Origin of the sequence: Lederbergia citri (genome assembly GCF_018343625.1) — a bacterium.
GTDB lineage: Bacteria > Bacillota > Bacilli > Bacillales > Bacillaceae_C > Lederbergia > Lederbergia citri.
The window spans coordinates 1,659,203-1,674,521 of record NZ_JAGYPG010000001.1 but is presented as its reverse complement, the minus strand read 5'-3'; the positions used below and the strand labels follow the sequence as shown (position 1 = coordinate 1,674,521).

Annotated in this window: 14 protein-coding genes, 1 pseudogene and 1 other annotated feature; of the genes and pseudogenes, 10 read left to right on the top strand and 5 right to left on the bottom strand. The window is 37.2% G+C overall.

Features of this window, described 5'->3' with window-relative positions; genetic code table 11:
• Positions 1 to 93: 93 nt before the first annotated feature.
• Positions 94 to 1,983, top strand: a complete 1,890-nt coding sequence (gene asnB / locus KHA97_RS08425; protein WP_213124234.1) for an asparagine synthase (glutamine-hydrolyzing) — start codon at positions 94 to 96, stop codon at positions 1,981 to 1,983.
• On the opposite strand, the gene KHA97_RS08420 is transcribed toward asnB, so the two are convergent.
• Entirely contained in the window at positions 1,980 to 2,831 is an 852-nt protein-coding gene (locus KHA97_RS08420) for a C39 family peptidase (RefSeq protein WP_213124233.1), read from the bottom strand. The genes asnB and KHA97_RS08420 overlap by 4 nt on opposite strands.
• A gap of 87 nt (positions 2,832 to 2,918) precedes the next feature.
• Positions 2,919 to 3,437: a gamma carbonic anhydrase gene (locus KHA97_RS08415; protein ID WP_213124232.1), complete on the bottom strand. Its 519-nt coding sequence runs from the start codon at positions 3,435 to 3,437 to the stop codon at positions 2,919 to 2,921.
• A 144-nt stretch (positions 3,438 to 3,581) separates the two neighbouring features.
• On the opposite strand from KHA97_RS08415, the gene KHA97_RS08410 reads away from it, so the two are divergent.
• The gene (locus KHA97_RS08410) at positions 3,582 to 4,394 is read left to right on the top strand and encodes an alpha/beta hydrolase (RefSeq protein ID WP_213124231.1); all 813 of its coding nucleotides are present in this window, start codon (positions 3,582 to 3,584) and stop codon (positions 4,392 to 4,394) included.
• Between the two features lie 29 nt (positions 4,395 to 4,423).
• Positions 4,424 to 5,518 carry a tetraprenyl-beta-curcumene synthase family protein gene (locus KHA97_RS08405; protein ID WP_213124230.1) on the top strand — a complete coding sequence of 365 codons (1,095 nt, stop codon included), beginning with the start codon at positions 4,424 to 4,426 and terminating at the stop codon, positions 5,516 to 5,518.
• A gap of 424 nt (positions 5,519 to 5,942) precedes the next feature.
• Here KHA97_RS08405 and KHA97_RS08400 read toward each other — a convergent pair whose 3' ends face one another.
• Both KHA97_RS08400 and KHA97_RS08395 read right to left on the bottom strand, forming a co-directional pair.
• Complete coding sequence (locus KHA97_RS08400) at positions 5,943 to 6,827, bottom strand: TIGR01777 family oxidoreductase (RefSeq protein ID WP_213124358.1); 885 nt, start codon at positions 6,825 to 6,827, stop codon at positions 5,943 to 5,945.
• A 132-nt stretch (positions 6,828 to 6,959) separates the two neighbouring features.
• The gene (locus KHA97_RS08395; RefSeq protein ID WP_213124229.1) at positions 6,960 to 7,541 is read right to left on the bottom strand and encodes a tRNA (mnm(5)s(2)U34)-methyltransferase; all 582 of its coding nucleotides are present in this window, start codon (positions 7,539 to 7,541) and stop codon (positions 6,960 to 6,962) included.
• 138 nt (positions 7,542 to 7,679) lie between these two features.
• On the opposite strand from KHA97_RS08395, the gene KHA97_RS08390 reads away from it, so the two are divergent.
• Entirely contained in the window at positions 7,680 to 7,970 is a 291-nt protein-coding gene (locus KHA97_RS08390; RefSeq protein WP_213124228.1) for a YtzC family protein, read from the top strand.
• 148 nt (positions 7,971 to 8,118) lie between these two features.
• Here KHA97_RS08390 and KHA97_RS08385 read toward each other — a convergent pair.
• Positions 8,119 to 8,538, bottom strand: a pseudogene (locus tag KHA97_RS08385) (DinB family protein).
• A gap of 263 nt (positions 8,539 to 8,801) precedes the next feature.
• Here KHA97_RS08385 and KHA97_RS08380 point away from each other — a divergent pair.
• The 6 genes from KHA97_RS08380 to KHA97_RS08355 all read left to right on the top strand — a co-directional run bounded on the left by KHA97_RS08380 (position 8,802) and on the right by KHA97_RS08355 (position 15,295).
• Positions 8,802 to 9,989 carry an MDR family MFS transporter gene (locus tag KHA97_RS08380; RefSeq protein ID WP_213124227.1) on the top strand — a complete coding sequence of 396 codons (1,188 nt, stop codon included), beginning with the start codon at positions 8,802 to 8,804 and terminating at the stop codon, positions 9,987 to 9,989.
• A gap of 64 nt (positions 9,990 to 10,053) precedes the next feature.
• Positions 10,054 to 10,316: a binding site (T-box leader), on the top strand.
• A gap of 56 nt (positions 10,317 to 10,372) precedes the next feature.
• Positions 10,373 to 12,787: a leucine--tRNA ligase gene (leuS, locus tag KHA97_RS08375; protein WP_213124226.1), complete on the top strand. Its 2,415-nt coding sequence runs from the start codon at positions 10,373 to 10,375 to the stop codon at positions 12,785 to 12,787.
• A 19-nt stretch (positions 12,788 to 12,806) separates the two neighbouring features.
• Complete coding sequence (locus tag KHA97_RS08370) at positions 12,807 to 13,121, top strand: rhodanese-like domain-containing protein (RefSeq protein ID WP_213124225.1); 315 nt, start codon at positions 12,807 to 12,809, stop codon at positions 13,119 to 13,121.
• Positions 13,122 to 13,221: 100 nt separating this feature from the next.
• The gene (locus KHA97_RS08365; RefSeq protein ID WP_213124224.1) at positions 13,222 to 14,154 is read left to right on the top strand and encodes an ABC transporter permease subunit; all 933 of its coding nucleotides are present in this window, start codon (positions 13,222 to 13,224) and stop codon (positions 14,152 to 14,154) included.
• Entirely contained in the window at positions 14,154 to 15,044 is an 891-nt protein-coding gene (locus KHA97_RS08360; protein ID WP_213124223.1) for an ABC transporter permease, read from the top strand. Before KHA97_RS08365 ends, KHA97_RS08360 begins: the two co-directional genes overlap by 1 nt.
• A gap of 68 nt (positions 15,045 to 15,112) precedes the next feature.
• The gene (locus KHA97_RS08355; protein WP_213124222.1) at positions 15,113 to 15,295 is read left to right on the top strand and encodes a sporulation protein Cse60; all 183 of its coding nucleotides are present in this window, start codon (positions 15,113 to 15,115) and stop codon (positions 15,293 to 15,295) included.
• The last annotated feature ends 24 nt before the right edge of the window (positions 15,296 to 15,319 follow it).

Genomic DNA, 15,319 nt, shown 5'->3' with positions numbered 1-15,319 from the left:
CCAAATTTGATAAAATAATGTTAGTATTAACAAGTATGTAACGCATTTAAGCAACAATTGCGCTTGAAATATTTCAGAGTAGGTGACAAAGAAATGTGTGGGTTTATCGGTTGCATTCATGATCAGGCTACGGAACACCGCGAATCTGATCATGAATTATTTAAACAAATGAATCAAATCATCACTCATCGTGGACCGGATGATGAGGGATATTTTACAGATGAACATATACAATTCGGTTTTCGCAGGCTTAGTATTATCGATATCGAAAGCGGTAAACAGCCTTTATCATATGAAAATGATCGATATTGGATTATTTTTAATGGTGAAGTATATAACTTTGTAGAATTGCGTGAAGAACTTTTAAAAGAAGGAATCACGTTTGAGACAGCTTCGGATACAGAGGTTATCATCGCTTTATATAGCCAAATGAAAGAAAAAGCTGTTGAAAAGCTGCGTGGAATGTTCGCCTTTATGATTTGGGATAAAGAAAATCAGCAGCTGTTCGGTGCTAGAGATCCATTTGGTATTAAACCATTCTTTTATTTTGAAGATAATGGTCGTACCTTCTTTGCTTCTGAGAAAAAGAGCATTTTGCTTGCAATGGGCAAAAACGAATTGAACCGTGACGCATTACAACAATATATGACATATCAATTCGTTCCAGAGCCGGAGTCCATGACCGTAGGGATAAAAAAGTTAGAACCAGGTCATTATTTTATTAAAAAAATAGGGGAACCATTGCAAATTTCTCGATATTGGAAGGCGCAGTTCCATCCAGTCTATAAATCTGAAAAAGAGTTTATTAAGGAAATTCAAGACGTATTATTTGATTCTGTTAATATTCATATGCGCAGTGATGTTCCGGTTGGATCTTTCCTTTCAGGTGGAATTGACTCATCCATAATCGCATCCATTGCAAAACAATTTCATCCGAATATTAAAACATTCTCCGTCGGATTCGAACGCGATGGGTTTAGTGAAATTGTTGTGGCAAAAGATACAGCTGATAAGCTTGGAGTCGAAAATATAAGCTATGTTATCACACCAGAGGAATATATGAACGAACTTCCGAAGATTATGTGGTATATGGATGATCCTCTTGCCGACCCAGCATGCGTTCCTTTATATTTTGTGGCGCGTGAGGCACGGAAGCATGTAACCGTCGTTCTTTCTGGTGAGGGAGCGGATGAGTTATTCGGTGGATACAATATTTATCGAGAACCACAATCATTGGAAATGTTTAATAAAATTCCTGCTGTTGGTAAATCACTTCTTCGTGGTCTTGCGAAAGTATTACCTGAAGGAGTAAAAGGAAAAAGCTTCATTGAGCGTGGACTTACCCCAATGGAAGAACGCTATATCGGAAATGCAAAAATGTATTCAGAAGAAGAAAAAAGGAATTTGCTCAAATTTTATAATGAAAACATCGATTATCGTGATATAACAAGACCTTTATATGCTGACACAGTTGGGTACGATCCAGTAGATCAAATGCAATATATCGATATTCACACTTGGATGAGAGGAGATATCCTCCTTAAGGCAGATAAAATGACGATGGCTCATTCACTGGAGCTTAGAGTACCTTTCCTTGATAAAGAAGTATTCAATGTTGCATCCAATATTCCAACGAGTTTGAAAACTGCGGAAGGTACGACGAAATACATCCTTCGGAAAGCGGCAGAAGGAATTGTTCCTGATCATGTATTGAATCGTAAAAAACTAGGTTTCCCTGTTCCAATCCGTCACTGGCTGAAAAATGAGATGTACGATTGGGTAAAAAACATCATTAAGGAAAGCGATACGGATCATATTATTAATAAGCAATATGTTCTGAACTTGCTTGAAGACCATTGCCAAGGAAAAATGGACTATAGTCGTAAGATTTGGACTGTCGTAGTGTTCATGGTATGGCATTCGGTCTATATGGAAAATCAATATGACTTTCAAAATCAATATAAAACAGCCACCGCTCACTAATATGAATACGTGAGCGCTTGGCTGCCCATTTGCACCCAAGATTTTTCAAAATCTTTTATGGGTGCTTTTTTATTTTTTTTGCCTGTTAACGGATCATTAAAATAGACAAATTGATCGTCATAACCAGTAATTAGCACGGAATGCTCCTTCATCGTAATTCGGACTTTTCCGTCTTTCGTATGCCATATTTGAAAATATGAATCTTCTAATTCTCGGTATTGAGAATTAATAATAACCCAAACGGGACGACCATCCGAAATGGGGATTTTTAATTCATCGAAGGATTGTCCTGATAGATTAACCATTTTCTTAGGTAAATAATTTTCTGCAAGTTCCAAGATCGGTTCGTGATATACTCCAAGTCCCGGCTCATTAAATGTATACATATTGCCAACGAATCCTTTATGAGGATTGCCAAAATGGATTTCGCCATTATTTATCGTACGGGGTGTCGGATCTCTTTTGATTTCTTCAGCAAGGGTCATTTTATCCACTTCAACCCCTGCACTGCCTAAAAGCATAGCCAATGTTGTTACTTCACAGCCACGTGGCAGCTCTGGGAATTGCTTAATAACAGGAGCGTCAATCAACACTTTATTCTCTATCTTAATAATGGCTGTTTTTTCTTTTTGCTCAGTTGAGTTTGCAGCTTTAATATATTGCGGTGCTTCTTCAGTCTTTTCACTATACGTTCTGTCTATTCCATAAAAATAGATCGTGGCTCCAAAAACGATAATTGCTATAAAAGAAAAGAAACCGGAAATGAATGTTTGTCTTTTAAATTTTACAAATAGAAAAATGAATACACCGACAGCACATGCTATCGATATGAACTGTAGTGTTTCCATATAAATCAATCACCTTTTAGATATAATGAATGGATGATTACTAGAAAGTAACCTTCTTCTATTACATCGGAATATAATCAAGTCTTTTCAATCTTTTTGTAGAGATTTGTAGTATGTTGCTTTTTCTGCGTATTCCCTCGAAATTCGCTCCATATCTTTTATATCTTCAGCGTTTAATTCTCGTATGACCTTTGCAGGGCGTCCGAATGCGAGTGTATTTGGTGGAATGACTTTACCTTGTGGAACTAAGCTCCCGGCCCCGATAAAAGCACCTTCACCAATTTCAGCTCCATCCAAAATAATGGAGCCCATCCCAATTAATGCTCTCTTTCTTATTTTGCAGCTATGTAAAATAACCTGATGTCCAATTGTCACCTCATCTTCTATAATGAGAGGATTTTCAGGACTTTGATGGAGGACTGAGTTATCTTGAATATTTACTTTTTCACCAATGATGGTAGGAGCGACATCTCCGCGAATAGAACAATTGAACCATACACTCGATTTTGCTCCAATTTTGACATCTCCTGTAACCGTAGCATAATCAGCGATAAAAACAGAAGGATGGATGTCGGGGTTTTTTCCTTTATAAGGGTAAATAGCCAAATATAATCCCTCTTTCTAAATTTTTCTATCTATAGTGTAACAAATTATTTACAAATTTGTTGAAAACTCTTTTTGTTTGTCGAAAATATTTCATTTGTTAAAAAAGGGGGTAGAATATTTTTAACAATTACCTGAGGTGGTTATGTGCGAAAGTGGGAAGCTTATCAAAATCCAAAGGGAGTTATGGTTATTGTCCATGGAGCAATGGAACATCATGGTCGATATGGTTGGCTAATTGAAAATTGGAGACTGAATGGTTTTCATGTCATTATGGGTGATTTGCCGGGGCAAGGGCTAACAACTAGATCCAGTCGAGGTCATGTGGATTCCTTTGATGAGTATATAAAAGAAGTTTATAGTTGGATAAAGGAAGCTGAAAGATTTGCATTGCCTATTTTTCTTCTTGGGCATAGTATGGGTGCTTTAACTGTTATTAGACTTTTGCAAAACATCGAAGTGAAAATTGAAGGTGTATTATTATCTTCTCCTTGTCTTGGGCTTGTAGAATATCCCCCCGTTCCCATCAATGCTTTATCTGTCGGGTTGAATTGGATTCTCCCTGAATTTAAAGTTAGCAGCAAGATGGATATCGATCTTGTAACGAGAAATGAAGAAATTAAGGAGAGAGCCCATAACGACAGTCTCTACGTTACAAAGGTTTCAGTGCGTTGGTATCGAGAATTGTTAAAGGCAATGAAAACGGCCTTTACAAAACTTTCAAACTTTCCCGATGTTCCTTTATTGGTTCTACAAGGTGGAGATGATAAAATTGTGAATAAGCGCGATGTAATGGATTGGTTTAATCAGGTGAAAATTTCGGAAAAGATTTATAAGGAATGGGAAAATTGTTATCATGAAATTTTTAACGAGCCTGAAAGAGAGCGTATATTTGATTATGCAAAAAGCTTTGTTGAGATATGGCTGCGTCAAATAGGTTATAATGTATATACTGAATAAGCGAGCATTGATGATGAGGTGATTGGAAGATGTCTTTGCCGTTGCATCCAATAGCGTTAATGAATCAAGTTTATCGAAAAATAATGCCTGCCGTTCATGCTGAATTAGCACATTGGAAGGAGCGAGCAGCAGCTATTCCAGATATAGAATTAAGACAGCAAGCCCTCGCTAGCATAGAACATAAAACATTTCATTGTGAGGGCGGAGCAATTATGGCACTTACAGCTCATGATGGGAAGCAATCGGCGATAGAATTTATTGTTGCATATCAAACGATCAGCGACTATTTAGACAATCTTTGTGATCGAAGCACATCTCTTGATCCAAAGGATTTTGCCGCATTGCACGAGTCGATGAGGGATGCCTTGACGGTTGGGGAAGAGCCAAAACAATATTATCGTTTTAGAGTGGAGAGGGAAGATGGCGGTTATTTAACCGAGCTAGTGCAAACATGTCAAAATGTACTCGCGGACGTACCTCATTATGAGGCCGTAAAACCGTTTTTACTTGAATTATGTCAATATTACTGTGATTTGCAAATACATAAACATGTTTGTTGGGAAGAACGGGAAGATCGTTTAAAAGAATGGTTTGCCGAGTATAAGGATTTATTGCCTGAAATGGGATGGCATGAATTTTCAGCTTGTTCTGGATCAACTTTAGGGATCTTTTGTTTAATTTCGTATGCCTTGCGTAATGATTTTGAAGAAAAACACGCGGAAATGATTCGCGAAGGATATTTTCCTTATATTCAAGGCTTGCATATTTTACTTGATTATTTTATTGATCAAGATGAGGACCGCGCGGGCGGGGACTTGAATTTTTGTTTTTATTATGAAGACGAAGACCAAATGCTAAATCGGTTTATTCACTTTCTGGACGAGGCTGACAAGCATACGAAAAATTTACCTGACAAGAAATTTCATCAGTTAATAAATCGCGGCCTTCTCGGAGTTTACTTATCGGATCGTAAAGTTAACGAACAAAAGGATGTAAGAACACTTGCGAAAAAAATCATGAAGCACGGCGGAGTCACTAGTTATTTCTTTTACTGGAATGGAAGGCTTTATAGGAGACTTCAGCAGCTTGTAAGTGGATCTGGAAGGTTTTTGACTGCAAAATAAGAACAAAAGCGCAAGCGCCTGACCATCGATGTGCAGGCCCACAGGTTGTGGGTCCGCCGATGAAGACATGAGGATGTGGCGGTTTTAGTCGACGTTCCTATTTCGGCCTTTGACTGAGATAAAGGAAACACGGCGAGGTTGGAAAAGCGTAAGGCGACTGTTTACTGAAGGAAGGCTAAAGGCGCAACGTCCTGTTGCAACGCCTTCCTGACCCGCATCCTGCGGGCCTCCGACAAGCAAATGTTCTGAGTCAAAAGAAGTCTGCTCTTCGACTTTTATTGACTCAGGTTATTTGACCTCGAGGGGCTGGCGCCTGAAGCTAGACGGGAACCACATTCTTTAAAGGTATCCACATAGTCCAAATCCATAATTTTCCGGTGAATAGATAAAAGGGCGCTTGGAAGAATGTATCCAAGCGCTTCTTTTATAAAATATTTTTAAAAGTTTTATCTAGTGTATCAAAAGAAAAGTTGAACCCTTCTTTTTCGAGTCTTTCTGGTATAACCCAACGACTTTTTAAGACTAATTCCGTTTCTGTTTTAATTAAGACTGCACCAATTTCTAGCATCCATCTTGGTGCAGGTAAACCAAGTTTTACATTCATTGCATCCCTAAGTGATTTCATAAGCTCATGATTACTTACAGGATTGGGAGCAGAACAATTAAATACGCCTTCAAGGTCATTCCTGTTATTTAGAAAAAGAACGATTTGAAAAAGATCTTCGATATGAATCCAACTAAATTTTTGCTTGCCATTTCCTTGTATGCCGCCGAGCCCTAGCCTTGCTAAATTTCGATAAGGTGTTATAACACCACCATCTTTTCCTAATACGATTGCTGTTCTTAATGCGATTTTTCTTGTATTAGGTAAATCAAAACTGAACAATTCCTTTTCCCACTTAGTAGCTACATCGACCGAAAATCCTGCCCCAATTTCTCCATTTTCTTCAGTCATTGGTCTGTCTTCCGCATGTAGATAAATCGTAGCAGTACTTGAATTCATCCAAACTTTAGGCGGATTTTTACATTGTAAAATACTTTCCCCAAGAATTCTTGTCGTTTTTATTCTTGAATCCATAATTTCTTTTTTGTTTTTTTCATTATATCTACAATTTACTGATTTCCCGGCAAGATTTATTAATAGTTCAGAGCCTTCTAATGCTTCTACAATTGCTTGTCTATCGTCCCATTGAATATTGTGTTGTTGTCTTGAAATAATGATTACTTCGTAACCTAGTTGATGAAATCTATTCTTAAAGTATTGGCCGATAAAACCCGTTCCCCCAGCTATAATCACCTTTTTCATAATCATCCCCCTATATTTCGTGAAAAACTTCACAATATATAATCTAATTGTAACACAGATAAGTTGGAATAAATAAAATTATCTATAAATAAAATACCAATCTTAATGCAGATTGGTATTCCTTCTAACAAAAACTTATTGTTTGCCTCTTTTTTCAATCGCGATGATAAAAGGAGGATTGTTCATTTGGTTAATAAAAGCATATTGCAAAACGTGATATTTTTTTTGGTCTAAGCTTGATGTGTACCGAAGCAAAGCATCTCTTTCTAATTTTCCTCCATTATGACCATAATAAATAACGAGAACAACGACGCCTCCAGAAACCATAACTTTTAAAAGTTGATGAACTGCGTATATGGTTGTTTCAGGTTTTGTAATAATGGATTTGTTACCTTTTGGCAAATACCCTAAATTAAATATGGCACTTTTAATCCGGGAATGTTGATCTTTTGGAATAACTTTTAGGACATGTTCATGACCTGTATGCAAAAGGGTAGTACAACTTAATAAATCATTTGACATAAGCAATTTCTTCGTTTCGTGAACAGCCTCTTCCTGAATATCAAATCCGTATACATGGCCTGTAACCCCAACAAGATTGGCCAAAAAAAGAGTATCATGCCCATTTCCAATTGTCGCATCAACAACAATATCTCCAGGCTCCACGACCTTTTCAAGAACCGATCGTGCAAAAGAAAGAATATTCTCTAAAGACACTTCTTCCAACTCCTAACTCAACATACAAAAAATTGTAACATAACCCTAAACAGAAGAGAACAAACTAAACCTGACCCTTTGGGACAGTCTCAAAGGGGACGGGTCCAAAAGGGACAGGTTGAAAGGAGAGGATTGTTAGTGGCAACTCGCCAATCGATTGAGGATTGTATAAATCGTTGTGAGTCGGCAATTCTTTATGCGAATGACCAGTTTACAGAAGCAAAAAAGCAGGAACACTACTATGATGTGGAGTTCAGCGAGGCGCAGCAAGGGTTAGAAAACGCAGTGCAGGAGCTTGAAAAACTAACCGATAGCTCGAATCCACAGCAGAGAGAACAATTGCATCGAATTCGCTTAAAAGTGCAGCAGTTGCAAAACAAAATGATTCTCCAAAACCATGATCATCCGTTGTATAGCACTTGGCATTAATAAATGAAATCTGGCACTTTTAGGGTGCCAGATTTCTCAAAAATGAATTTATATAAAAGAACTACTTTGTATTTACCAAAACTAAATAATTCTTCTTTTGGTCAACGATTTGATGGCCAAGAGCCTTGCATTTTCTTAATTGTATAATTTACCCTGTATGATAAGCATCGTGAAGCATGATGTCTAGTAATTTCCCTTCAAGTGAATGATCAAGTCTTTCAGCGGAAATATTACTAAATACTTGTTTTAAATTGCGTTGAGCATTTTCCGCCCGTTCAACGACTTTTTTCCAGTCCATGTCGTCATTAGATTGATCATTTAAATAGAAGGTTTCATTACCGTCTAGATTATTTTCCCATTCAAGCCCTTCCAAGTTGGCAGCAAGCCTCTCTTTGTAATATATGAGATGATTAACGTTCTCCCAAATGTTATTTGTCGCCTCTCAAGATGGTTTCCAGTTAGTCTGTTCGGCAGTAAGTCCTTCTATAGCATGTTTAAATGGTGCATACTAACTCTCTTTATCGTAAGTTGAATCTAGGGCGGTTAAAAGTAAATCAATTCGTTTCAAAGTCCTCTCTCCTTGAAAAGTCAGGATTTAATATACAGGCCCTTAATGAGACTCTCCATTTTCAATAAAACATCCTGCTTCTCTCCCGCTAATATTGTCCAGCATCTCTCTCTGTTAACAATCAAAAAATTAGTATTTTCAACATAAAACTTAATAAATTAACTGAATTTATTTTTATCTTTTTCTTTCTTGCCAGCCTATATAAAAAAGCATAGAATTGCTTTGGTACACGAAATATAAGGTTAGGAAGGGTGCAGACAAACTTGCCAAAAGCATTATGGCTGTTAGTCATTGGGATGCTAGTAAATGTGACAGGATCCTCTTTTTTATGGCCGCTCAATGCGATCTATATCCATGAGCATTTAGGTAAATCTCTATCTGTTGCTGGATTAGTTTTAATGTTAAATTCAGCTGCAAGTGTTGTAGGAAACTTATTCGGTGGAATGCTATATGATAAATTTGGCGGTTATCGTTCGATTTTACTAGGAATCATTATCTCTGTCGTTTCATTAACAGGATTAACAATATGGCATGGATGGCCTCATTATGTTTATTTCTTGGCCTTAATTGGCTTCGGAGGAGGAATTGTGTTTCCGTCCATGTTTGCTATGGCCGGAGCTGTTTGGAAAGAAGGAGGCAGAAAAGCTTTTAATGCGGTGTATGTTGCGCAAAATGCGGGAGTTGCAATCGGTTCTGCATTAGGAGGTTTTGTCGCATTCTATTCCTTTGATTATATTTTTCTAGCGAATCTAGTTATGTATGTCGTTTTTTTATTTTTAGCGATATTTGGATATAAAAATATTGCAGGAAATCAGTTAGCGCAAACAAATGTATTGCAGGAAAGGAAATCCTTAAAAAGCAAAAATAAATTTTTTGCTCTTTTATTATTATGTTCCGCTTATTTATTAGGATGGGTGTGCTATGTTCAATGGCAATCCACCATAGCAGCATATACACAAGAGATTAATATTACATTAAAACAATATAGTTTTTTATGGACTGTCAATGGAGCCTTAATTGTCCTAGCTCAACCAATATTGCAAAGAGCTCTAAAAAAATACAGTGATAAATTAAAAGGTCAAATGATCATCGGTTTTTTTATTTTCGTTATTTCATTCCTCCTGGCGAGTACTGTAAATGGATTCAGCGGATTTCTCGCTGCCATGATCATTTTAACAGTTGGCGAAATGCTTGTATGGCCAGTAGTTCCTACGGTTGCGGATAAATTAGCTCCGAAAGGCAGAGAGGGCTTTTATCAAGGTATTGTCAATAGTACGGCCACAGGAGGAAGAATGATTGGGCCAGTTCTTGGGGGAATTCTTGTCGACTTAAATGGGATGAATATGCTATTTTATTTCATGATCGTCCTTCTAGTCTTTGCCCTAGTTCTTACTTACTTCTACGATCGGCCACTAAAATCGTTAGATAAAGATTCTTCATTCATTTCCTAACATTGAAATTTTGTTGAAACATTGTATAATATTGATTACAATTGGTAATATCATGAATAACATAAATGAAACGTTAACGAAGGATTAGTAATGATTAACAGCCTGTTTAGAGAGTTGGCGGAAGGTGCAAGCCAATCAGGAACAATCACGAACTCACCTTTTAAGTTGCATGTGTCAAAGGATTTTTATTAAGTTTTCGACCTCATTTCGAATATATAATAAAAGTCTAAGTAATACGTGCCGTTTTCCGCGTTAAGGATGAATGAAGTGAGTGTAATTACACTAATGTGGGTGGTACCGCGGGAGATTCAACCTCTCGTCCCAAGAAAAATGTTTTTCTGGGATGAGGGGTTTTTTGTTTATTAAAAATAGGAGGAAATAACATGAGTTTCAACCACAAAGAAATAGAGCAAAAATGGCAAAAATATTGGGAAGAACATAAAACATTTAAAACAGATGCACATGGGAAAGGGAAAAAGTTTTATGCCCTTGATATGTTTCCATATCCATCTGGTGCTGGGTTGCATGTCGGACACCCTGAAGGATATACGGCAACTGATATTCTTTCAAGAATGAAAAGAATGCAAGGCTACAACGTTCTTCATCCAATGGGATGGGATGCTTTCGGGCTACCCGCTGAGCAATATGCGTTAGATACTGGTAATAACCCTGCAGATTTTACGCAGCATAACATCGATACGTTTAAAAGACAAATTAAGGAACTTGGGTTTTCTTATGATTGGGATCGTGAAATCAACACGACAGATCCGAATTATTATAAATGGACGCAATGGATCTTCACTAAGCTTTTTGAAAAAGGGCTTGCTTATGTTGACGAAGTTGCTGTTAACTGGTGTCCTGCTCTAGGAACAGTACTTGCTAATGAAGAAGTCATCGATGGAAAAAGTGAGCGCGGCGGACATCCAGTAGAACGTCGCCCTATGAAGCAATGGATTTTAAGGATTACAAAATACGCAGATCGCCTTCTTGACGATCTGGAAGAATTGGATTGGCCAGAAAGCATTAAGGATATGCAGCGAAACTGGATTGGACGCTCGGAAGGTGCGGAAGTCATTTTCGGGATTGACGGTTTTGATGAAACGTTCACTGTATTTACGACTCGTCCTGATACGCTTTTCGGTGCAACTTATGCAGTCCTTGCACCAGAGCATCCATTCGTCGATAAAATTACGACAGCAGAGCAAAAATCCGCTGTCCAAGCGTATATCGATCAAATCAAATCAAAAAGTGATCTTGAAAGAACAGATCTTGCAAAAGATAAAACGGGTGTTTTCACAGGGGCATTTGCTGTAAATCCTGTGAATGGCAAAAAAATCCCAATTTGGATTGCCGATTATGTCTTAATGTCTTATGGAACTGGCGCCATAATGGCTGTTCCAGGGCATGATGAGCGAGATTATGAATTTGCTAAAAAATTCGGATTGGAAATCATCGAAGTTGTAGCTGGCGGAAATGTCGAAGAAGCTGCTTATACAGGAGACGGAGTTCACGTGAATTCTGGATTCCTTGATGGAATGAACAAGGAAGATGCAATTGCTGCTATGATTGAATGGTTGGAGAAGGAAGAGAAAGGGACGAAGAAGGTCACATATCGTCTAAGAGATTGGCTATTTAGCCGTCAGCGATATTGGGGCGAACCAATTCCGATTATTCATTGGGAAGACGGAACAATGACGACAGTTCCTGAAGACCAACTTCCTGTCGTTTTACCTGAAACCGATCAAATTAAACCATCTGGAACAGGGGAATCTCCACTAGCGAATATTGAAGATTGGCTCTATGTAGAAGATCCTGAAACGGGGAAAAAAGGACGCCGTGAAACGAATACAATGCCGCAATGGGCAGGCAGTTGCTGGTATTATCTTCGTTATATCGATCCTAAAAATGATAAAGCACTTGCAGATGAGGAGCTTTTGAAAAAATGGCTTCCGATTGATATTTATATCGGCGGTGCCGAGCATGCGGTTCTTCACTTGCTATATGCACGTTTCTGGCATAAATTTTTGTATGACATTGGTGTGGTACCAACGAAAGAGCCTTTTCAAAAGCTATTTAACCAAGGGATGATTCTTGGTGAAGGCAATGAAAAAATGAGTAAATCTAAAGGAAATGTAGTAAACCCGGATGATATCGTGGAAAGCCACGGTGCCGATACATTGCGTTTATATGAAATGTTCATGGGACCTCTAGATGCTTCTATTGCTTGGTCTACTACTGGTCTCGATGGATCTCGCCGTTTCCTTGATCGTGTGTGGAGACTTATTGTAGATGAAGATGGAAATCTGACAGATAAAATAAAAGATGGCGCTGGTCCAGTTCTTGAAAAAGTGTATCATCAAACCGTTAAAAAAGTGACGAGTGATTACGAAGCATTACATTTTAACACAGCCATTTCTCAGTTGATGGTATTTATCAATGATGGATATAAGGCTGATGTTCTGCCAAAAGAGTATGTTGAAGGTTTTGTAAAATTACTTTCACCAATCGCTCCTCATATTTCAGAAGAACTATGGGGAAAATTAGGACATTCAAACACACTTGCATATGAACAATGGCCAGTTTATGATGAAGCAAAGCTTGTTGACGATGAGGTAGAAATCGTTGTTCAATTGAATGGCAAGGTTCGGTCAAAGTTGACAATTTCTCGAAAAGCGACACGTGAAGAACTTGAAGAAGTTGCATTGAACGATGAAAAAATCAAAGAAATGATTGAAGGAAAAACGATTCGAAAAGTAATTGCGGTTCCTGGTAAATTAGTAAATATTGTTGCGAATTAGTTCAGAAAGGTGATAAGGAATGGAGCTTATTAAAACAGTTACTCCCGAAGAAGTCCAAAAGCAGCTAGAGGAAGGAAAAACATTAAATCTCATTGATGTGAGAGAAGATGAAGAAGTGGCAGAAGGGATGATTCCAGAAGCAGTTCATATAAAAATGGGTGATATTCCGGAAAAACTTGATAAACTGGATCTACATTCGGAATATATTATTATTTGCAGATCCGGTGGTCGGAGCAGCAGAGTTTGTGAGTACCTTTTTGATCAAGGCTATAATGTTTGTAATATGGTTGGCGGAATGCTTGAATGGGAAGGATCGCTTAAACCAAAAAAATAGTATTTTACAAAAAGGTTATCTAGAATGAGGTTGTAACTTTCTAGATAGCCTTTTATTATTAATATTATTAGATAATATAGATATAGATAATAAGGGGGAGTTGAGCATTACAGTTTTAATGAATGCTTTAAAATCAATAGCTCTATACATAATTGTATTATTATTACTTATCTTAATTGTACTATTTCCACGTAACCCAGTTTATGATTATGATGGGATAGCCATGACCCCAATTATAAAATATGAATTTCATTGGGAAGAGTACAAAAGTAGTTTGCAAAATTTTTATCATTTACTAAAAGATGAGCATTCGTTAGGTATGACGAGATTTGAAATAACAGCAGAAGAAGAGATTAAACGATACTTACCTAAAAGCTTAAAGGTCATTGCTGTTGCTTTTGTTTTAAGTATCGTGTTGGGGATCTTTAAAGGTATTTTTGACTATAGGGTCAAAGATAGTAAGCTTAAAATATTTGGAAATGGTAGTACTTGGTTCCTTCAGTCCATTCCTGATTTTTTCATTATTCTTTGTGTTCATTGGCTAACTATATTCATGATTCCTTCATTACGGCTCTTTAATAATGCTGTTTGGTATAATTTTTTGATAATTGGATTCCTTGTTTCCTTGTATCCAATGATGTATATTGCGCGAATCACATTTGCGTCAATCGCAGCTGAAGAAGGAGAGTTATATATTCAAGTTGCGAAGTCTAAAGGTTTTAGCAATAAGAAAGTTTTATATAAACATATTATGCGAAATAGTATGCAAACCATTTTAACGCATATTACGCCTTTAATGCTTTTTATCCTTTCAAGCCTTCTCATTACTGAATACATAGTTGGTTATCAAGGAATTGCGTATCGTGTATTTACAGCAATAGGTGTTGCTCAAACAATTGGTGGAGGTTGGCCAATTTATGAACCTGGGATAATAATCGGAACCGGTTTTTGCTTTATTGTGCTCGTCATGCTCTCTCAGCTTGTTGGTTTTATTATTAGAAAAAGTATAAAACTAGAATGGGAGAGAGATTAATGAGAAATAAATTTTTAATTATTGGATGTGTATTGTTAGCCATTCTATTATTCGTTATGTTTATTGGACCCAAATTACCATTTGTCGATACAAAATTAGAAGGTGAACGACTTTTTTTCCCTGAAAATGGGAAATTTCAAAAAGCTCCATTTGCACCGTCTGAACGTCAATGGCTTGGTTCTGACCGCGATGGAAGAGATTTATTTAGCTTGATTGTAATGGGTGCAAAAGAAACGATTCTCCTTATTTTTGGAATTACGTTTATTCGTTATCTGATCGCAATCCCACTAGGATTATCGGGTTATAAGAATAAAGGAATCATGCCCAAGATTATAAATGGATGGCATAAACTTTTTTCCAGCCTTCCAACAATCTTTATTGCCATCATTTTATTAAATATGCCTTTTCTTCTTTATGCCGAGCATCGAATGTATTGGGCTATCATAGTACTAGCCCTTGTAGAAGTTGGAAGAGTCAGCTACATCATTCAGCAACAAGCACATTTAATTTCAAAAAAACCCTATATGGATGCTGGAATTACAATAGGAATGAAGCCGGTCAATCTATTGAAAAACTATTATTTATCTAATCTAGCACCGGACATCGCAACGAATTTTTGTCTTGATGTTGGACGAGTTGCATTATTAATGGGTCAGTTAGCCATTTTTGGGATTTTTATGAAGGTCGAATTTATTCAAACTGGTTACGGTGTAAGCGATATCGTAAATACAAGTCTTGAATGGGGAACAATGATGAGAGAGGCAAGAAAAGACGTTGTTACTGCCTTTTGGATTCCTTTTTTCCCAGCACTCGCACTAGCATATGTAATTTTCACTTTCAATATATTAGGAGAAGGTTTAAGAAGATATTTCAATCGACATTTAGATTAAATTCTGAATTGTATAAAAAATCACCTCTTAGGGAATACTTAATAAAAAACTCTAAAAAGGTGAGTACAATGGTTCAAGTAAAATTATTCGATTGTGAGCATGAAAAAGATCTCGAGGTTGAAATGAATGCTTTTCTTGGAGATCTGGAGGAAAGAGATATAATTGACATTAAATATAATGTAGCTGCTATTGGGGAAGCTGGCGCAGAACAAGTTTATTGTTTTAGTGCCATGGTGTTGTATGTAAAATGAAAGCTGTCTAGATATGTCTAGGCA